The sequence below is a fragment of the Bradyrhizobium sp. URHA0013 genome, assembly GCF_000518345.1.
Lineage (GTDB): Bacteria > Pseudomonadota > Alphaproteobacteria > Rhizobiales > Xanthobacteraceae > Bradyrhizobium.
Genome location: NZ_JADK01000003.1, coordinates 1,099,172 through 1,117,214, shown reverse-complemented (window position 1 = coordinate 1,117,214; position 18,043 = coordinate 1,099,172). Strand labels below are relative to the sequence as shown.

At 64.1% G+C, this 18,043-nt stretch carries 19 protein-coding genes; 11 read left to right on the top strand and 8 right to left on the bottom strand.

All coding sequences use genetic code 11. The annotated features are described in order from the left end of the window. Positions 1-879: 879 nt before the first annotated feature. Positions 880-1,146: a 30S ribosomal protein S20 gene (rpsT, locus tag N551_RS0105460; RefSeq protein ID WP_007598259.1), complete on the bottom strand. Its 267-nt coding sequence runs from the start codon at positions 1,144-1,146 to the stop codon at positions 880-882. A 439-nt stretch (positions 1,147-1,585) separates the two neighbouring features. Here rpsT and N551_RS0105455 point away from each other — a divergent pair, with 439 nt between their 5' ends. The 3 genes from N551_RS0105455 (at position 1,586) to N551_RS0105445 (ending at position 3,743) form a co-directional block, all read left to right on the top strand. Then, a complete protein-coding gene (locus N551_RS0105455; RefSeq protein ID WP_007616084.1) occupies positions 1,586-1,903 on the top strand; it encodes a hypothetical protein in 318 nt (105 codons plus the stop codon). Positions 1,904-2,066: 163 nt separating this feature from the next. After that, the gene (gene msrA / locus N551_RS0105450; protein WP_027566097.1) at positions 2,067-2,723 is read left to right on the top strand and encodes a peptide-methionine (S)-S-oxide reductase MsrA; all 657 of its coding nucleotides are present in this window, start codon (positions 2,067-2,069) and stop codon (positions 2,721-2,723) included. 276 nt (positions 2,724-2,999) lie between these two features. Then, on the top strand, positions 3,000-3,743 hold the full coding sequence (locus N551_RS0105445; protein WP_027566096.1) for a polysaccharide biosynthesis/export family protein: 744 nt from the start codon (positions 3,000-3,002) through the stop codon (positions 3,741-3,743). 24 nt (positions 3,744-3,767) lie between these two features. On the opposite strand, the gene N551_RS0105440 is transcribed toward N551_RS0105445, so the two are convergent. The 4 genes from N551_RS0105440 to N551_RS0105425 form a co-directional block, all read right to left on the bottom strand. Further along, positions 3,768-4,250, bottom strand: coding sequence for a hypothetical protein (locus N551_RS0105440; protein ID WP_027566095.1), 483 nt, complete (start codon positions 4,248-4,250; stop codon positions 3,768-3,770). A gap of 141 nt (positions 4,251-4,391) precedes the next feature. Beyond that, entirely contained in the window at positions 4,392-5,066 is a 675-nt protein-coding gene (locus tag N551_RS0105435) for a dienelactone hydrolase family protein (RefSeq protein WP_027566094.1), read from the bottom strand. 156 nt (positions 5,067-5,222) lie between these two features. Then, positions 5,223-5,558, bottom strand: a complete 336-nt coding sequence (locus N551_RS0105430) for a hypothetical protein (protein ID WP_027566093.1) — start codon at positions 5,556-5,558, stop codon at positions 5,223-5,225. Positions 5,559-5,581: 23 nt separating this feature from the next. Further along, positions 5,582-6,346, bottom strand: coding sequence for an alpha/beta fold hydrolase (locus tag N551_RS0105425; RefSeq protein ID WP_027566092.1), 765 nt, complete (start codon positions 6,344-6,346; stop codon positions 5,582-5,584). A gap of 306 nt (positions 6,347-6,652) precedes the next feature. Between N551_RS0105425 and N551_RS0105415 the strand changes: the two genes are divergently transcribed. From N551_RS0105415 to N551_RS0105405, 3 genes are all read left to right on the top strand, one after another. Next, positions 6,653-7,144, top strand: coding sequence for a (2Fe-2S)-binding protein (locus N551_RS0105415; protein ID WP_007616069.1), 492 nt, complete (start codon positions 6,653-6,655; stop codon positions 7,142-7,144). Next, positions 7,141-9,423 carry a molybdopterin cofactor-binding domain-containing protein gene (locus tag N551_RS0105410; protein WP_027566091.1) on the top strand — a complete coding sequence of 761 codons (2,283 nt, stop codon included), beginning with the start codon at positions 7,141-7,143 and terminating at the stop codon, positions 9,421-9,423. Before N551_RS0105415 ends, N551_RS0105410 begins: the two co-directional genes overlap by 4 nt. A 264-nt stretch (positions 9,424-9,687) precedes the next feature. Beyond that, positions 9,688-10,782: an HD-GYP domain-containing protein gene (locus tag N551_RS0105405; protein WP_027566090.1), complete on the top strand. Its 1,095-nt coding sequence runs from the start codon at positions 9,688-9,690 to the stop codon at positions 10,780-10,782. Positions 10,783-10,962: 180 nt separating this feature from the next. Here N551_RS0105405 and N551_RS0105400 read toward each other — a convergent pair whose 3' ends face one another. Together N551_RS0105400 and N551_RS0105395 are read right to left on the bottom strand one after the other, a co-directional pair. Further along, positions 10,963-12,543 (bottom strand): ATP-dependent acyl-CoA ligase, encoded by a 1,581-nt coding sequence (locus N551_RS0105400; protein WP_027566089.1) that lies wholly within the window; start codon positions 12,541-12,543, stop codon positions 10,963-10,965. 179 nt (positions 12,544-12,722) lie between these two features. Then, positions 12,723-13,142 carry a VOC family protein gene (locus tag N551_RS0105395; RefSeq protein WP_027566088.1) on the bottom strand — a complete coding sequence of 140 codons (420 nt, stop codon included), beginning with the start codon at positions 13,140-13,142 and terminating at the stop codon, positions 12,723-12,725. Between the two features lie 125 nt (positions 13,143-13,267). On the opposite strand from N551_RS0105395, the gene N551_RS0105390 reads away from it, so the two are divergent. Both N551_RS0105390 and N551_RS0105385 read left to right on the top strand, forming a co-directional pair. Then, positions 13,268-14,242 (top strand): tripartite tricarboxylate transporter substrate binding protein, encoded by a 975-nt coding sequence (locus tag N551_RS0105390; protein WP_027566087.1) that lies wholly within the window; start codon positions 13,268-13,270, stop codon positions 14,240-14,242. A gap of 166 nt (positions 14,243-14,408) precedes the next feature. Beyond that, entirely contained in the window at positions 14,409-14,687 is a 279-nt protein-coding gene (locus N551_RS0105385; protein WP_027566086.1) for a DUF3551 domain-containing protein, read from the top strand. Between the two features lie 76 nt (positions 14,688-14,763). On the opposite strand, the gene N551_RS0105380 is transcribed toward N551_RS0105385, so the two are convergent. Next, a complete protein-coding gene (locus N551_RS0105380) occupies positions 14,764-16,008 on the bottom strand; it encodes a S1C family serine protease (RefSeq protein ID WP_027566085.1) in 1,245 nt (414 codons plus the stop codon). A gap of 202 nt (positions 16,009-16,210) precedes the next feature. Here N551_RS0105380 and N551_RS0105375 point away from each other — a divergent pair, with 202 nt between their 5' ends. From N551_RS0105375 to N551_RS0105365, 3 genes are read left to right on the top strand one after another with little or no spacing between them, the layout of a single operon-like run. Further along, the gene (locus tag N551_RS0105375) at positions 16,211-16,828 is read left to right on the top strand and encodes a hypothetical protein (protein WP_027566084.1); all 618 of its coding nucleotides are present in this window, start codon (positions 16,211-16,213) and stop codon (positions 16,826-16,828) included. Beyond that, positions 16,815-17,189 (top strand): transcriptional regulator, encoded by a 375-nt coding sequence (locus N551_RS0105370; protein WP_007616058.1) that lies wholly within the window; start codon positions 16,815-16,817, stop codon positions 17,187-17,189. Before N551_RS0105375 ends, N551_RS0105370 begins: the two co-directional genes overlap by 14 nt. Positions 17,190-17,219: 30 nt before the next feature. Next, a complete protein-coding gene (locus tag N551_RS0105365) occupies positions 17,220-17,963 on the top strand; it encodes a di-trans,poly-cis-decaprenylcistransferase (protein ID WP_027566083.1) in 744 nt (247 codons plus the stop codon). Positions 17,964-18,043 lie beyond the last annotated feature (80 nt).

The following is an 18,043-nucleotide window of genomic DNA, read 5'->3' as shown; positions in this document are numbered from 1 at the left end:
TCATCGGATGCCTGCCCGTGTACTAGTCCGCTCGGCCTCGCCATCATGCCTGTCGGGGCAGCTTTCAAGATGTCTCTTAAGCGCGAGAGAAAGATCCCGCTTGGAGACATTCAGACAAAGAGCTACCGTTCCCACATTGCTGTGGGTTTTGATCCGACAATCGCTTGTTGAAGCGCCGCCTACGTGCACATCGCCGCCGATTTGCACGCTCGCCCCGTTTCCGATACCGCGCTGGTCTCAAGATCGTGGGCGCCGCTGACGTCTTAAGGAATACACTATGCGGAAAGACTCGCAACGGAATTGATTCACACTTGAGGCATCAAAAATCTTGATCTGCGTTAACGCCACGCGGACTTGTGCACAGGCTTCAGAGCAAGTTTTTGGATTCGTGCACAGAATCGAAGACGCCACGTTTCATGTGACAATTCTCCGCCACCGCCAAAAATTTTTTACAAAAGCGTCACGCGCGCGACGCGCGGACGAGTTTTCCAAATGCTTGGCCTCACTATGTCGATAAGTGGTTAGCTAGCCATCGTTTTTTGAGTCTCGTTTCACAGGGTAACTCCATCGCGTGACGCGATCCGGGGAAACTACGGTGTGCAGAACTCGCAGGCGCGCGAATTCAACTTGCGCCCGCCTCGCAAGGGTCTTTTGCACCGCGGTGGAAGTTTCCGCTGTTGCAAAATCATTCGCAGGTAGAACTACGGGACATCATGGTGCAAACGCCGCAATCCTCCGATCGAACGTCGCTCGGCGCGTGACTGCTTGCGTGGATATGGCAGGCAACAAAAAAGCCCGGCGTGATGCCGGGCTGTTTGACGTATGCGATGTGCGACCGGATCGTCCGATCGAACGAATGCTGCTAGATCACTCGCGAGCTTACTTGGCGAGCTTGGCGATCTGCGCGGTGAGCCGCGAGACTTTGCGGCTGGCATTGTTCTTATGAATGATGTTTCGCTGCGCGGCGCGCATCAAGGCGGGCTCGGCGTTCGCCAGCGCCGTCACGGCTGCGGCGCGGTCGCCGGTCTTGATCGCTTCTTCGACGTTACGCACGGCACCGCGCATCTGGGTGCGGCGCGACTTGTTGACGGCGGTGCGGCGGGCGATCTTGCGCGTCGCTTTCTTGGCGGAAGTGGTATTGGCCATGGTCTCAATGTCCTTTGCGGGTACCGGTCGCGTCTTGGTCGGGTAGCGCCGGCTTGCTTGACCGCGTAATCGACGCTCGGAATTAGGGTGTTCGGTTGCTAGGCTGTTCCTGGAACAAGAGCGACGGCCTTGCGGCTGTCTCTGAGGCCCAAAGAGCCTCTCAGCTCAAGGAGCCTCTAAGCCCCAAAGAGCCTCTAAGCCCAAAAGAGCCTGCAACTGCTCAAAGAACAGCGGCGGCAGGATTGCGCCCGCCGCCAGTTGGCGCCCTTATAGAGAGGGTCTTTGGCACCGTCAACGCTTTCCCGGGCTGGACAAGCAGCCTCTTGGGGTGGGGATGAATGCCGTAACGCCCTGAAGAGGTTGAATTTCTGCCGTCTCCCTTGTATTGGCTGGCGGCGTTCCGAGGGTCGTCCGATCGGACGACTATAGAGGGTGAGGCATGATCCGCGGCTTTTTCCGACTGATTGGGCTGCTGCTGCTCGCCGGCGGGTTCATCTTCATGGTCTACGACGGCGCCCGCTGGGTCGCCGACCAGACCCTTCGGTTCACCCGCTTCGGCCAGTTCTGGAACGACATCAATCAGGCCAGCCAGACGGCATTCCGGACCTGGGTCGAGGCCAAGGCGCCCTGGCTCTGGACCTCGGTGATCCGCCTGGTGCTGGATCAGCCGGTTTTCGCCGTCCTCGGCATTCTCGGCATCCTCCTGATGATCCTGTTCCGCCCGCGCAAGCCGCTGATCGGCTATTCCCGGGATTGAGCTTTCAATTCGCGCGCCTCGAACCGGCGCGCGGACGGCGTAACGGGGCTGCCCCTTTGCGCGTAAAGACCTATATTCCCAACTGATCGCGAGCACGCCGCCTGAGCGCTTGGCTCATCGCCTTGGCTCAGGCGAGGCACAGCTCGTTCCCGGAGATCCGTCCATGCTGTTCATGCGCAAGACCACCGCATTGCCGAGCGCCACGGAAGCGCTGCCCGGCCGTGCGCAAGCCATTCCGACCGCGACCACCCATTTCGTCAACGGCACGAAGTTGCAGCCGCCTTATCCCGCCGGCCTCGAGCAGGCGGTGTTCGGGCTCGGCTGCTTCTGGGGCGCCGAGCGCAAGTTCTGGGAGCTAGGCGAGGGCGTTTACACAACTGCCGTCGGCTATGCCGGCGGCCACACGCCGAACCCGACTTATGAAGAGACCTGCTCGGGCCGCACCGGTCACACCGAAGTGGTGCTGGTCGTGTTCGATCCGAACAAGGTGTCGTACGAGAAGCTGTTGAAGACGTTCTGGGAGAGCCACAACCCGACGCAGGGCATGCGTCAGGGCAACGACGTCGGCACGCAATATCGAAGCGCGATCTACACCTATTCAGACGCGCAGAAGAAAGCGGCCGATCAATCGAAGGCGCTCTATCAGAAGGCGCTTGCTGCAAAAGGTCTCGGCACCATCACCACCGAGATCGCATCCGCCGGCGAATTCTACTTTGCCGAGGACTATCATCAGCAATATCTGGCCAAGAATCCCGCCGGTTATTGCGGACTGGGCGGCACCGGCGTGTCCTGCCCGATCGGCGTCGGCGTGAGCGCGTAAGCCAGCCGCGAAGGTGGTGCACCTCTCCCGCTTGCGGGAGAGGTCGGCGCGTCCCCGGGCGATGCGAAGCATCGTCCCGCCCGCCGGGTGAGGGTTCTATCCTCTGGGGGACAGTCCCATCGTGGAGACACCCTCTCCCCAACCCTCTCCCGCAAGCGGGAGAGGGAGCGCACATGCCCCGTTGCTCACGCTGCTGTCGCGCCACGCGGCCCTCAACGCTTTATTAACCATAACCGGTGCATCACTGGATCTGTCTCGTTTCGAGGGATAAGTCCGGTGCCGGTTGCACGCGCGTTTCGATTGTCGATCTCGGCAGCGTCCCTGGCAGCGTCCGCCGCGCTGACCCTTGGCGGCTGCATGCAAACCGCTGGTCCCGTCGCCTATGTGCAGCCGCGCGCCGATCTCGATTCGATGGCCTATGGCCAGCCGTACAACGCGCCGCAGCCGGTCGTCGTCGGCAGTGGCGGCGGTGCCATCGCAGCACTCAGCAATTCCTTTGCCTCGCCTGCGCCCATGCCGGTTGGTTATGCCGCACCGATGGCGGCGCCGGTCCGGTACGATTCCTCCTACCATCTCGACGCTGGCGACAGGCTGCGCGTCGTGGTCTATGGCCAGGAAGGTCTCACCAACAGCTACGCGATCGACGCCGGCGGCTCCATCACGATGCCGCTGATCGGCGGCGTGCCGGCACGCGGCCGTACCCCGGCGGGCCTTGCCGGCGAGATCGCCGCGCGGCTGCGCAACGGCTACATCCGCGAACCCTCGGTCGCCGTCGAGATCGAGGCCTATCGCCCGTTCTTCATTCTCGGCGAAGTCTCCGCGCCCGGCCAGTATCCGTATGTGCCGAACATGACGGTCGAAAGCGCCGTCGCGATTGCCGGCGGCTTCTCGCCCCGCGCCAAACGCGACGTGGTCACCGTCACACACACTGAAGCCGGCGGCGCCATGCGCGCCGTGGTGCCGCTCGGCACGCCCTTGAGCCCCGGCGACACCGTGTTCGTCGGCGAGCGCTGGTTCTAGAGCGCTTTCGAGCGAAGCTCTAGCTCACCGCCTGAAATCCAGCCGCCCGTTCGGAAAACATCCGTCGATCCTGGTGGCGTCGACCACCAGCCCAACCCATGGCCGTGTAATCACCGGATTGGTTAGGTTGATATATTTCCCGACCAGGCGATCCCCGCCGTCGCGCGCCGCATCGATCAGCCCGTGCCGGCGGCCATGGTCCCAGTCGAAGCGCAGGAAGATGCGCTCGCCTGTGACCCGCACCTCAGCGCGTCCTTCTTTCCAGGCTTGCGGCGTATCGCCGGCAATGGTCGGATCTGCGCCGCCATTCCAGCGGCTGGCCCAGATGCCGTCGAGCGGGTCTGACTGTGCCGCGATTTTTGCCCACGCCGCCGCGTTGACGTCGGCGGCATCGCCGGCAAGCCCTGCGATTGCGGCATAATCCATGACGTCGCGATCATCAGGCGCGGGCACGTCCATGGTGCCGAACGGATTGCGGATGACGATGTTCGTATTGGCTTGCTGCATCACGATCTCCCGGCCGTGGGTTGGCTTGATCAGCCAGCTCTATCGCCGTGCGGCAGGATGCAGCCACCCGATTCCTGCTCTCTTCATCATTCCGGGCTTGCGCCCGTCGGCGCATCCCGGAATGACAGAGAGCCGCGCGCGCTACGATTTCAAATGCTTGGCGAAAAATTCCATGCTGCGCGGCCAGGCGATGTCGGCGCTGGCCTTGTCGTAACTCGCCCGCTCGTCGCAGTGAAAGCCGTGCTGCGCGCCCGGATAGACGAAGACCTCGACGTCCGGCCGCTTCGCCTTGATGGTCTCGACGTCGGTCAGGGGAATGCCGGCATCCTGCTCGCCAAAATGCAGCTGCGTCGGCACTTTGGGTGTCTCGTCGGCAAAGCGCACGACGGCGCCGCCGTAATAGCCGATCGCGGCCTTCAGGCCCGACAGCCGCGTCGCCGCGACGAAGGCGACGCTGCCGCCCAGGCAAAAGCCGATGATGCCGACCGGGCCGACGCTCTTCACCGCATCGATCGCCGCCTGGGTGTCGCGCAGCATCGCGTCCCAATCCGGACTGGCGACGAACTTGCGCGCCTCCGCGATCTCATCGGGCGTGTAGCCGGACTGGAAGCCCGGCGAGGTCCGGTCGAAGATCGACGGGGCGATCGCGACATAGCCTTCCCCGGCGAGGCGATCGCAGACCGAGCGGATGTGATGGTTGACCCCGAAAATTTCCTGGATCACCACCACCGCGCCCTTCGCCGTGCCCGCGGGATCAGCGCGATAGGCACTGAGCTGGAAATTGTCGGAGGCCGTCAGCTTGATGTCTTGTCCCACGCGGGTTGTCCTTGTTGGTTGTCACGAATTCACTCCTCCTCATCCTGAGGAGCGCGCTCTTGCGCGCGTCTCGAAGGATGAAAGGCCGAGCTGCGAGAGGCGGGCCTGCATGGATCGAGACGGCGCTTCGCGCCTCCTCACCATGAGGAGAACCACCTATTCCCACATCCAGTTCTCGCCGTAATCCTCCTTCCATCCTGCCAACCGGCCATGACGGAACTGCAGGAACAGGCGGTGACGGTAGGGGATCAGTCCGCTGCCGCCGATGTTGCGAAGCGCGAGATAGATCTCGTTGCCGGGACGCCCGCGCACATATTGCAGCGGTTGCCCCAGCGCCCGCGCGGTCTGCCCGGCATCCATGCCGAAGGCGAGCGGCGTGTTGTTCGACAAGGTCGCGACGAAGGGCAGGCGGGGTGGTGTCCCGCCGAACTGCTCGGCTTGCGCGGATACCGACAGCAACACCGCGCTCGCAGCCAACATCGCTCGCTTCATCGCCTGTGTTCCCGTCCGATCGTCTATTCCGGCAAGTTCTTCAGGAAAGGCAGCACCGCGTCAACAAAAGCCTGCGGCTGGTCGATGTTGACGGCGTGTCCGGCGGCGGGAATCACGACCTTTTGCGCGCCGGGAATTTTCGCGGCCATGTAGTCCGACGCGGCGAGGAACGGCGTGTCGTCGGCACCGACCACGATCAGGCTGGGCACCTTGATCTCCGGCAGCAGCTCGATCACCTTCGCATCGCGCTGGGTCAGCATGCCGCGTGCGGCGAGCGCCAATCCCGTGGCATTGCGATGGCGCGCGGTGGCGCGCTCGCGCGTCGCCGCCTTCAGCACGTCGAGCCCTTCGCGGTCGAACTTGTCGGCGGTGGCGAGCGCCCGCGCATTCCAGGCCTCGCGTGCATCGTCCTTCTTGAAGCCCGGGCCGGTGTCGATGATCAGCAGCGCGCGGACGCGCTTTGGATGCGCGCGAGCAAAGGCAAGCGACATGTAGCCGCCGAGCGACAGCCCGCCGATGATGGCGCGCTCAGTGCCGACCACATCGAGAATCGCCGCGATGTCGCCGACCGTGAGCGCTTCGCTGTAGGCGGCGGGATCGTCGGGATAATCCGACTGGCCGTGACCGCGCATGTCCCACAGGATCAGCTTGTGATCCCTGGCAAGCGCCTCGACCTGCCCATGCCACATCGCCGAGGTCGATGAGTAGCCGTGGGTCAGCAGCAGCGGCGGCCCGTCGCCATGGACCTCGTAGTAGATTTTGACGCCGTCCCGATCGATCCCAGCCATTGCATGCCTCTTGTTATCTCGTTTCTTCACCCATCCTAACGCGCCGGGTTACTCGGAGGAAACCGCCGTGCCGCGATGGCCTGCATGTTTGGCGTGCACTCTGTTGCGTTCAGTCGCTGCATCATCGCTGTTCTTGCAACGCACAAGATGCGCGCGCCGCGTTTGTTCGATCGATTCCAAATTGCATTTGCCTCCGCGCTCGAACGCGATCATTCTTGCGGCCAAAGCTGGCGCCGGCCCGGTGGGCGTCCGCCAATACAAGTTGCCGCCGTAAGCGGCTTCATGCACCGGCAGGGGAAGACGCCTATGCCAACTCTCACCATCAACGGGCGGAGTTTGTCCGTGGATGCGGCGAACGACACGCCGCTCCTCTGGGCGATCCGCGAGCAATTGCAGATGACCGGCACCAAGTTCGGCTGCGGTGCCGGCCTGTGCGGGGCCTGCACCGTGCACGTCAACGGCGAAGCCGTGCGGTCGTGCCAGACCATGGTCGGCGATGTCGCCGGCAAGAAGATCACCACTATCGAAGGCCTCGCCGCCAAGGGCGACCATCCCTTGCAGAAGGCATGGATCGCCGAGCAGGTGCCGCAATGCGGCTACTGCCAGTCCGGTCAGATCATGCAGGCGGCGTCGCTGCTGGCGAAAAATCCCAACCCGACCAAGGAAGAGGTCGTGGCACATATGGACGGCAATCTCTGCCGTTGCATGACCTATTCGCGGATCCAGAAGGCAATCATGCGCGCCGCAACCGAGATGCGCACCGCATCCGCCTCCGGCAACGAGCGGAGGCCCACATGAATAAGCACATCAAGAGCGTCACAGCCGAAACGACAGATCTCAGCCGTCGCTCCTTCCTGGTCGGCACCGCGGCCACCGGCCTCGTGCTCGGTTATGCCGGCGTGCCCGGCATCGGTGAGGCGCTTGCGGCGCCTTCGAACTTCGAGCCTAGTGTCTGGTACGCGATCGCGCCCGATGGTCTCGTCACCGTCACCTGCGGCAAGGCCGACATGGGCCAGCACATCGCCTCCACCATGGCGCAGATCGTGGCCGAAGAGCTGGGCGCCAAATGGAGCGACATGCGTGTTCAGCTCGCCTCCAATGATCCGAAGTTCAACGATCCCGTGCTCGGCGCGCAGATCACCGGCGGCAGCTGGTCGACCATGATGAACTTCGAGGCCATGAGCCGCGCCGGCGCCGCCGGACGGATGGCGTTGACGGAAGGCGCGGCCGCCGCGATGGGCGTGCCTGCATCGGAACTGGTGGTGCGCGATTCCATGATCTCGCATCCGAAGTCGAAGAAGGCGATGTCGTTCGCCGATGTCGTCAAGAGCGGCAAGGCGACCAAGTCCTTCACGCCGGACGAGCTCAAGGCAATCAAGCTGAAGACGCCGGATCAATACACCATGATCGGCGTGTCGGTGCCGCAGCTCGACATCCCCGCCAAGACCAATGGCACGGCCAAATACGGCATCGACGTGATGATTCCGGGCATGGCCTATGGCGCGGTGGTGACGCCGCCGGTGCGCTTCGGGGCCACGGTCAAGTCGGTCGACGACAGTGCCGCCAAGAAAGTGCCGGGCTTCATCAAGGCCGTCACCCTCGACGACAAGACCGGAACGACCTCGGGCTGGGTCGTCGCGGTCGCCAGCACCTATGCCAATGCCAAGAAGGCGGCGCAGGCGCTCAAGATCGCCTATGACGGCGGTCCGAACGCGAAAGTGTCGAGCCAGTCGCTGCTCGACGAGGCCATGCGGCTTCAGAAGCAGGAGGATTCCGGCCAGTTCTTCGTCAAGGACGGCGATCCCGCGGCGGCGTTCGGCACGGCGGCCAAGGTGCTGGAGGCGGAGTACACCACCAGTATCAATATCCATGCGCCGATGGAGCCAATGAACGCCACGGCGGAGTTCAAGGGTGAGATCCTGCACATCTATTCCGGCAACCAGTTCGCGACGCGCTCCGGTGCGATCGCGGCGGGTGCGGCCGGAATCGATCCAAAATTCGTCGTCATGCACCAGATGTGGCTCGGCGGCGGCTTTGGCCGCAGGCTCGATGCCGACATGATGATTCCGGCGGTGCAGGCAGCGAAGGCCATCCGCAAGCCGGTGAAGGTGATCTACACGCGCGAGAACGACATGACGATGGATTTCTCGCGTCCGCTCACCTATCAAAAAGTAAAGGCGGCCGTGGACGGCGACGGCAAGCTCGTCGCGCTCAGCCACGACGTGGTTTCGGCCTGGCCGACCGCGCGCTGGGGAATCCCTGATTTCCTGACGCCGTCGGTGGACAAGAAGGGTCCGCTCGACTCCTTCACGGTGAACGGGGCCGACTTCTTCTACACCGTGCCCAACCATCATGTGCGCGCGATCAAGAACGAGATGGCGCACAACGCGACGCCGTCCGGCCAGCTCCGCTCGGTCGCGCCGGGTTGGACCTTCTGGGCGGTCGAGAGCATGATCGACGAGATCGCGGCGGCGGCGGGCAAGGACCCCGCACAGTTCCGCATCTCGCTGCTCGACGGCGCCGGCAAGAACGACGGCGGCGCGCAGCGACTGCGCAACACGTTGCTCGCCGCGATGGGCCTTGCCGGCTACGGCAGCAGGAAGCTGCCGAAGGGTGAGGGCATGGGCGTGGCCTGCGTCTCGTCGCAGGAGCGCGCGACCGCGAGCTGGACGGCCTGCGTCGCCCATGTCGCCGTAGCGCCCTCGGGAGAGGTGACCGTGAAGAAGCTCACGGTCGCCACCGACGTCGGCACGCAGGTGCATCCCGACAACATCCGTGCCCAGGTCGAGGGCGCGGCGCTGTGGGGCCTGTCGCTGGCGATGTACGAGAAGGCGACGCTGAAGGACGGTGGCATCGAACAGACCAATTTCGACAGCTACACGCCCTTGCGCATGAGCCAGGTGCCCGAGGTCGCGATCGCCGTGATCGCCAATGGCGAAAAGGCCACCGGTGTCGGCGAACCCGCGGTGACGGTGATCGCACCCGCGATCGGCAATGCCATCTTCAACGCCTCGGGCGCCCGCGTCCGGGCCCTGCCGATCACCGCCGAAGCCGTGAAAAGCGCGATGAAGGCGTAAGGCTGGTTGCGATTGTGACCTGACATGATCCGCCGGGGGGCAGCCCCCGGCGGATTTGTCGTTAAAAAAGCTCTGCGTTTGCAAGCACATCCCTACTGTGCATGGGGTTGTTTTCGAGGTTTTGATTGGAACCGCTCGGAGAGGCGAACTCCGTAAAATTGTCCCTGATTTCGCAGGGTTCCATTGAGCACGCCTCTTAAGGGCCGGAGAACCTGATCCGGCTTAGGCTTTGGCCCGAAACACGCCCGTGCTCTTGGGGAAGTCATGAACGCCTCAGCCAAACCCGCCGCCAAACGCCGGCTTCTGCTCGCCTCCGATCGAAGCGACGAGAGCACCGAACTCGCCAGCATCCTCAAGGCGGTTGGCGACGTCGCGACAGTGACGACGCAGGAGATCCCCGAGCAGCCCTCGCGCGATCTCTCCGGCCTCGTAGTCGACATCAATCTGCGCTCGCCCGAGAGCGTGCAGCGGGTGCGCAACAAGCTGCGCGGCGATGCCTATCGCGCGATGCCTCGTCTGTTCGTGCTTGCCGACGCCCTGCATCACGGCACCATGCAGGCCTGGGCCTTGGGCGCCACCGACACCATCTCGCGGCCGCTTCAGCCCGAGGACATCCTGCAGCGCATCCGTGCGGCGTTCCCCGACACCGCCGTCTACGACGCGACCGATCGCGGCAAGACGCTCAATCGCGGCGTCGAGGCCGCGCATGCGGTGCTGAAGAAGATGTTCGAGAAGCTGCCGCTTGGCGTGCCCCTGACCTTCGACGACGTCATCGCCGCCGAGAGCAAGATCCTGAAGGCGATCAAGCACTCCTCGCTGCGCGAGTGGCTCACCACGGTGGGCTGCCACCATGTCGGCAGCTACCGCCACTGCCTGTTCGTGACCGGATTTGCGGTCTCCTTCGCCCAGCACCTCGGCATGCGCGAGGACGACCAGCGCCGGCTGACCCGTGCCGCGCTGCTGCACGACGTCGGCAAGGCGTTCGTTCCCTCCGCACTGCTCGACAAGCCCGGCAAGCTCACCGACGAGGAAATGGCCGAAGTCCGCCAGCATCCGCGCCGCGGCTATGACGCGCTCGCAGCCCAAGGCGGCTTCCCGCCGGAGATGCTCGACGTCGTGCTGCATCACCACGAATTCCTCGACGGCTCCGGCTATCCCAACAATCTCTCGTCGAACCAGATCAGCGATATCGTGCGGGTCACGACGATCGTCGACATCTACGCGGCACTCGTGGAGAAGCGCGCCTATCGCATGCCCTTCACCCACTCGCGCGCGTTTACGATGATGGAAGGCATGGGCGGCAAGCTGGACCAGCAGCTGTTGCAGGCGTTCCGCCCGGTGGCGCTGGGGTCGTTCTGAAGTCGGTGTCGCGAATCTTGCGGCGCTAGCACAACACGCTCGGTGTCGTCCCGGCGAAGGCCGGGACCCATAACCACAGGGAGTGGTTTGGCGACGACTCGTCGTTTGGTACAGGCACTGCCCGTCCTTGTTAGATCACGCGGTATGGGTCCCGGCCTTCGCCGGGACGACGATGTGCCCTCACCCCACCATCTTCCTCAGCTCCGCCTTCGCGACCTTCTCCAGCGTCGAGCGCGGCATGTCGTCGACGAAGCGGATCTCACGCGGCACCTTGAAGTCGGCGAGGCCGGCGCGGCAGGCGGCCATCACGGCCTCGTGCAGATCAGGCCGCGCACCGGCGACGCCACCCTGCGGGATGATGAAGACGACCGGCACCTCGTCCAGCATCGGATGCGTCTTCGCCACCACGGCGGCCTCGCGCACGCCGGGGACGAGCGCGACCACCTGCTCGATCTCGGACGCGGCGACGTTCTCGCCGCCGACCTTGAGCATGTCCTTGCTGCGGTCTGCGAAGCGAATGTAGCCGTTCTCCAGTCGCACCACGCGGTCACCGGTGAGAAAGAAGCCGTGCTCGTCGAAGCTCTCGCGCGTCGCCTTCTCGTTGTGCAGATATTCGGCGAACAGCGACAGGCCGACAATGCCCTTGATCGAGAGATTTCCGGTGCCGCCGATTTCGGTCGGCCGCCCGTCGTCGTCGGTGATGCGGATTTCATATTCCGGTGCGGCGCGGCCGATCGACATCGGGATGTTGGGCTGGTCGATCTCGCCGACGATGCCGTGGGTGATGGTCTCGGTCATGCCCCACCAGCCGATGATCTTGACGCCGAAGGCGGCGAAGGCCGGCGGCTCGTTGATCGCGGTGCCCCACAGACGGAATTTGTGATCGCGCGGGATGTCCTGCTCGAGCAGCGCCTTCATGCAGAACGGGATCGTCGAGGTCCAGGTCGAGCCGTGCTCGCGCGCGGCGCGCCAGAACCGGCTGGCGGAAAAGCGCGGCTGGATCACGCAGGTGGCACCGACCCATAGCGTCGCCAGCATCGAATAGGCCAGCGCGTTGGTGTGGAACAGCGGCAGATAGGCCTGATGCACGTCGCTTGCGTGCAGGTCTTCGTGCGCGGCGTTGATCTTGGCGCCCCACAGCGCGTTGGCGTGGGTCCACAGCACCGCCTTGGGGCGCGATGTCGTGCCCGAGGTGTATTGCACGCTGCACGGCGCGCGCGGATCGATCGCGCGCCTGGGACGGTCGGCGCTGTCGGCGAACAGCTCCTCAAAGCTGTCGCCGCGTGAGACCGGGTTCGCGGGCGCCGCGCCCGAATCGTGCGAGGTCACCGCCATCCGTCGAATGTTGCGGCAATTCTGCGCGACGATCTCGGCATAGGCCGGCTGCGTGATCGCGGCAACCGCGCCGCAATGATCGGCAAAATAGTCGAGCTCGGCCGGTGCCGAGCGCGTGTTGGTGGTCACCGCGATGGCGCCGAGTTCGACACAGGCAAACCAGGCCAGCAGCGCCTCGATGCAATTGTCGAGATGAATGAGCACATATTCGCCCGGCTTGACGCCGCGCTTGGCCAGTCCCGCCGCGAGCGCGCCGACCCGCTCGTGAAACTCGCCATAGCTCCAGCGCCGCGCAGGCGCGTCGAACGGCGCCCAGATCAGGAACGGATGTGAGCTGCGCACCTCAGCCCGCATCTTCAGCAGCCAGGGCACGTCGAGCCCGTCGAACGGGCCCACGATTCCGGCGGCGGCTTGCGAATTCGGCATATGTCCTCCCGTGCAGCCTGCATCTTGCTGGCGGCTGCGTTTTGATATTGCGTCTTCCTGCTCTCTCCGCCGTCATTGCGAGTGGAGCGAAGCAATCCAATCCCTCCCCGGAGGCAGTCTGGATTGCTTCGTCGCAAGGGCTCCTCGCAATGACGATGCGTGGGGCAGGCGGCTTGGCCTTACCGGCCTCCGTCCTCATACGACGAAATCTCGATCAGGCTGCCATCCGGATCCCTGCAATAGACCGAGCGCAGGGTGCCGCGGGCGCCCTGCTTGGGAACCGGGCCCTCTTCGATCGCGACGCCATGTGCCTTCAAATGCGCCACCACCTCGTCGGGACTCGCGGAGGTGAGGAAGCACAGATCCTCGCTGCCGGCGGTCTGGTGGTCCGCGGTGAACCACTCCACCTTGTTGGCATCGCGCGGCCGGACGTTGATCTTCTGGTTACCGAATTGCAACGAAGTCCGCGGCGCTTTGCCGCCGCCGGGGTCGAACACCTTGACTTCCATGCCGAGAATCTTGCCGTACCACGCGGCGGTCACTGCGACGTCCGCGACGTTGATCACGAGATGATCGAGGGATTCGACCTTGACCGCCATGCCTTATCCTTTCGTCGTGATGCGCCCCGTGCACTTTCCGCCTGCGGCAAGCTTTGTTACAACCGCGCCGACGCCATTTTCAAGCTATCTGGCTTCAAGAACAACACGTTGGGAGAACCCTTGAGATGATCACTCGCCGTACCGCGCTGAGCCTGCTCGCCGCCAGTCCGCTTGCAGCCAGCCCGCTGTCGAAGGCCCTTGCCGCCGATTACCCGACCCATCCGGTGAAATGGGTGGTCGGTTATCCGCCGGGCGGAGCCACCGACATCCTGGCGCGGCTGATCGGTCAGCGACTGTCGGAGAAGTTCGGCCAGCAATTCGTGATCGAGAACAAGCCGGGTGCCGGCAACAATATCGCCACCGAATCGGTCGTCAACGCCGAACCCGACGGCTACACGCTGCAACTGGTCAATCCGGCCAACTACATCAACGCCTCGCTCTACACCAACCTGAAGTTCAACTTCGTGCGCGACATCGCGCCGGTCGCCTCGTTCCAGCGCGTACCGAACGTGATGACCGTCAACAAGGACGTGCCGGCCAAGACCGTCGCCGAGTTCATCGAATACGTGAAGGCCAATCCCGGCAAGGTCAACATGGCCTCCTCCGGCAACGGCACCTCGGTGCATCTGTCCGGCGAGATGTTCATGGCGCTGACGGGCTGCAAGATGCAGCACGTGCCCTATCGCGGCGCCGCGCCCGCGATCACCGACATGCTCGGCGGCCAGGTGCAGGTGATCTTCGACAACATGCCCTCGATCATCCAGCACATCCGGTCCGGCTCGCTCCGCGCCATCGGCGTCACCACGGCGGAGCGCTCGCCGCAGCTGCCCGACGTGCCGGCGATCGGCGAGACGGTGAAGGGCTACGAGGCGAGCGCGCTGTTCGGCATGGGTGCGCCGAAGAACACGCCCAAGGAGATCATCGCCAAGCTCAACAGCGAGATCAACACGCTGATAAAGGAGCCGGACATGGCCAAGCGCCTGGTCGAGCTCGGCGGCGAGCCGCGGGCGCAGACGCCCGAGGCGTTCGGCGAGGAGATCAAGGCCGAGACCGAGAAATGGAAGAAGGTCGTCGAGTTCGCCGGCCTGAAGGTCGAGTAGCGATCTCGTGATGTCCGTGATGGAGCCCTGCCCGTTCGGCAGGGCTTTTTTCTTGCGCATCAAGGTTTCTTGCGTGTCAGCGCCCGTCGATCTGGAATAAAACGGCGTGGCGAAACCTGATGTTATATGGCGCGTATCTCGCGCTGTGAGGATAGGAGTTGGGATCATGCGCAAGACGCAATTGGCTCTGCTGGGCCTCGGCGCGACACTCCTTGCCGGCTTCTCCGCCGTCACTCCCGCCGCGGCGCACGACTATCCCTGGTGTGCCCAGGGCGGCGGCTACGAGTATCCCGGCGATTGTACCTACAGCACCTATGGACAATGTCAGGCCAGTGTGTCCGGCCGGCTCATGGCCTGCGGGCCCAATCCGCTCGTCGCCTACGGCCAATCGTCCGTGCCGCAACCGCGGCAGCCGCGGCGCACGCGTCCCGTCGCGCCGTATTGAGGAACTCGCGGTTTGACTGGCAGCCCGGATCGCGTTCGCGCCATCCGCGGCCGCGCAGACGCCGTGCGCGTTGCCGCTACCGCTTCGCCTCAGCCTGCTCCGTGCCATTGCACGAGATCAGCATCGTATACGGCCGCGCATTGCCGGCGATGTCGGTGGTCTTGATCTCGCCCTTCGGTTCGGCAGTCTGGTAGGGCACCACGGAGTTGTCGAGGAAGTCGCGCAGCGCGCCGGTCTTGATCGCGAAGTTGATGTTCTCGGGGATGTTGCCGGTCGCAGCGGCGACCCGTAATCCGTCCAGCTTTCCCGTAACGACGCCGACGATCTGCCCGGTGGTGTCGAACAGCGGGCCGCCGCTATTGCCGGGCTGCACCGGCGCACTGATTTGCAGGAAACGCGAATCGTTGCGCATGCCGCTGAGCGAGCTGACGATGCCAGTCGTCACGGTGAAATCCGAAGTCAGCAATCCATGGAAAGGAAAGCCGATCGCGACGACGGAATCGCCGGAGCGAATCGAGCGGTCGCGGATCCGGGCGAACTCCTTGAACGTGGTCGTCGACGGCGCCTGCAGCAACGCGAGATCGTTGTTGGCGTCGCTCGACACCACGCGCAAAACCATCCCGGCTTCACCCGTGAGATTGCCCCTGATGTCGCCGACGCAGCCATTGATCACATGATTATTGGTGACGACATGTCCGCTGGCACTCACGACAAAGCCCGTACCGCTTTTGGCTTTGGCGGACTTGCTGGCCGGCGGTGATGCCTGCTTGTCCGGCGCGGCCTGCGGCTTTGCCGCGACCTTCGTAAAGTCTCCGGCCTTGTTCAGGCCGTCGGCCTTCACCTTGGTGACGCAATTGGCCAATGCCGCAATCACGGGCCCAGCCGAGGTCAGGTCGAAATTCAGCACGGTGCGGCCGCTCGTCGCGACCATCAGGCTTGCCTTCTGAAACGCTCGTACCACGTTGGCAGGCATGACGGAGCTGAGCATGTTCGTCTGGTTGGCCGTGGCGAACAGTCTGGCCTGCTCCTGTCCGTCAAAGATGACGTCGATCGCGGCGTTCTCGCCCTGCTTGAAGTGGTAGCTGGGACTCGCAAAGCTCAATATCCACGAGCCCCCAGTATTCTGGCCGACGACGAGAACGACGCCGTTGGCATAAGGCGCCGTCGCGGCACAATGCGAGAAGGCTCCCGTTTCGTCATTGCTGAACGCGCCGCCAACCCAGTTGCCGATTTTGACGCTGCCGAATGGCCCGGCCGCTTGCGCAACGCTGCCAACGCTCAGCTGCAATAATGACGCAACGATGAATGACTTAAGCCACATACTTTCCCCCCGGAGCGCATTCGCGCGCATCTTATCTGTGGGAGCAGGTGTCGCGCAACCGACAGTTGTTCGGCGAGGTCCGGCGTCAAGAGGCGACGTTCGGGACTTGCCTTTACTTTGCAGTCCGATATACTTTGCGATACAAAGTAGCGGGATCGATAGTCCCGGCAAGCATGGGCGGAACGAGGTTTTGGCGTTGCCAATGCGCGATCTCGACAAGGCGCTGGCTGACATCGTGGCGATCCGCAGCCAGATTGCGGCCGGCACGGCGTTCCGCGGCTACGGCCCGGCGACGATGGCGGCGACCGGTGCGGTCGCGCTTCTCACCGCAATCCTGCAATTCTGGTTGCTCGATGATCCCACCGGCGAGCCGCTCGGTTTCTTCTTCGGCTGGTTCATTGCCGCCGCGCTCTCCGGCCTGACGATCGGTATCGAGATGCGCGCACGTTCGCGCCGCCATCATTCGGGCCTCGCCGATGCGATGATCCACCAGGCCGTCGAGCAGTTCCTGCCCGCAGGCGTTGCCGGTGTTCTCCTTGCGGTAGTGATGTGGAAGTTCGCGGGCGAAACGCTGTGGTTGCTGCCCGGTCTGTGGCAGATCCTGGTGTCGCTCGGCATTTTCGCCTCCGTCCGCTCGCTGCCGCGCACCGTGGCGCTCGCCGGCGCCTGGTATTTCATGTCCGGCTTTGCGGTGGTGGTGCTCGCGAGCCAAACCCACACGCTGTCGCCCTGGACCATGGGCCTGCCCTTCGTGATCGGGCAGTCGGTGATGGCGGGCATTCTGTATTTCGCATCCGGAGACCATGATGTCGAAGATTGACAGCGCACCCTTCTCTTATGAAGGACTGGACCGCGTGATCCACGAGAAGGCGAGGCTCGGACTTCTGACCTCGCTGATGGCGCATCCGAAGGGTCTGGCGTTCGCCGATCTCAAGCAACTCTGCGGCCTCACCGACGGCAATCTCAGCCGGCATCTCGCCGTGCTCCAGGAAGCCGGCCTCGTCGAGGTGACCAAGGGCTACGAGGGCAATCGCCCGCACACGACCTGCCGCCTGACCAAGGCCGGCCGCCGCCGCTTCCTCGACTATCTCGCCGTGCTCGAACGCCTGGTGCGCGACGCCGCCAAGGCCGCCGGCCGCGAGGCGGCGCCGCTCGGCCGCCTCGGTATCGTCTCGACCTGATCCTCCCCTTTTTTGACCGGAGACTTTGCAATGCAAAGTGAACTTGTGTCCTCGCGCAACGAAAAGCTTCACGTCGGCATCATCATGGACGGCAACGGCAGATGGGCAACGCGGCGCGGTCTGTCGCGCATGCGCGGCCATGAGGCCGGCGTCGAGACGATCCGCCGCATCGTCGAAGCCGCGCCCAAGCAGGGCATCGGCACGCTGACGCTCTACGCCTTCTCGACCGACAATTGGCGAAGGCCGAAGGCCGAGGTCGCGGCGCTGATGACGCTTCTGCGGTTTTACCTCGCCAACGAGGTGCAGAGCCTGGTCAAGAACGGCGTGCGCCTCACCGTGATCGGCCGCCGCGACCGTCTGCCCGACGGCATTGCCAATGCGATTGCGCGAGCGGAAGACGCCACCGCGCACGGCAGCACGCTTCATCTGCGCATTGCGGTCGACTATTCCGCGCGCGACGCCATCCTCAACGCGGCGGCAAAGGCAGCGGCGCTGACGAGTCTCACCCGCGAGGCGTTCTCGCAGCTCGTCACCGGGGAAGCTGGTTTGCGCGACGTCGACCTCATCATCCGCACCTCGGGTGAGAAGCGGCTGTCGGACTTCCTGCTCTGGGAAGGCGCCTACGCCGAGTTGCACTTCACCGAGCGGATGTGGCCCGAATTCGACGCGGGCGATCTCGCCGCGGCCCTGGTCTCCTTCCACGGCCGCGAGCGCCGCTTTGGCGGCCTCCAGGCGATCGTGCCCGAGGAGGTGCCTTCACTCTCGCGCGTGTGACGCACGGCACCGAGGAACGAAACTGTTCGTTTTCGGCCGCAAGATTGGCAGCACCGTCCAAGCGTTAAGCGCGCGGTCTC

Bases quoted from the DNA above. Each gene is read 5' to 3' on its own strand.
- rpsT (WP_007598259.1), bottom strand. From the start codon at position 1,146: ATGGCCAATACCACTTCCGCCAAGAAAGCGACGCGCAAGATCGCCCGC.
- N551_RS0105455 (WP_007616084.1), top strand. From the start codon at position 1,586: ATGATCCGCGGCTTTTTCCGACTGATTGGGCTGCTGCTGCTCGCCGGC.
- msrA (WP_027566097.1), top strand. From the start codon at position 2,067: ATGCTGTTCATGCGCAAGACCACCGCATTGCCGAGCGCCACGGAAGCG.
- N551_RS0105440 (WP_027566095.1), bottom strand. From the start codon at position 4,250: ATGCAGCAAGCCAATACGAACATCGTCATCCGCAATCCGTTCGGCACC.
- N551_RS0105430 (WP_027566093.1), bottom strand. From the start codon at position 5,558: ATGAAGCGAGCGATGTTGGCTGCGAGCGCGGTGTTGCTGTCGGTATCC.
- N551_RS0105425 (WP_027566092.1), bottom strand. From the start codon at position 6,346: ATGGCTGGGATCGATCGGGACGGCGTCAAAATCTACTACGAGGTCCAT.
- N551_RS0105415 (WP_007616069.1), top strand. From the start codon at position 6,653: ATGCCAACTCTCACCATCAACGGGCGGAGTTTGTCCGTGGATGCGGCG.
- N551_RS0105410 (WP_027566091.1), top strand. From the start codon at position 7,141: ATGAATAAGCACATCAAGAGCGTCACAGCCGAAACGACAGATCTCAGC.
- N551_RS0105405 (WP_027566090.1), top strand. From the start codon at position 9,688: ATGAACGCCTCAGCCAAACCCGCCGCCAAACGCCGGCTTCTGCTCGCC.
- N551_RS0105400 (WP_027566089.1), bottom strand. From the start codon at position 12,543: ATGCCGAATTCGCAAGCCGCCGCCGGAATCGTGGGCCCGTTCGACGGG.
- N551_RS0105395 (WP_027566088.1), bottom strand. From the start codon at position 13,142: ATGGCGGTCAAGGTCGAATCCCTCGATCATCTCGTGATCAACGTCGCG.
- N551_RS0105390 (WP_027566087.1), top strand. From the start codon at position 13,268: ATGATCACTCGCCGTACCGCGCTGAGCCTGCTCGCCGCCAGTCCGCTT.
- N551_RS0105385 (WP_027566086.1), top strand. From the start codon at position 14,409: ATGCGCAAGACGCAATTGGCTCTGCTGGGCCTCGGCGCGACACTCCTT.
- N551_RS0105380 (WP_027566085.1), bottom strand. From the start codon at position 16,008: ATGTGGCTTAAGTCATTCATCGTTGCGTCATTATTGCAGCTGAGCGTT.
- N551_RS0105375 (WP_027566084.1), top strand. From the start codon at position 16,211: ATGCGCGATCTCGACAAGGCGCTGGCTGACATCGTGGCGATCCGCAGC.
- N551_RS0105370 (WP_007616058.1), top strand. From the start codon at position 16,815: ATGTCGAAGATTGACAGCGCACCCTTCTCTTATGAAGGACTGGACCGC.
- N551_RS0105365 (WP_027566083.1), top strand. From the start codon at position 17,220: ATGCAAAGTGAACTTGTGTCCTCGCGCAACGAAAAGCTTCACGTCGGC.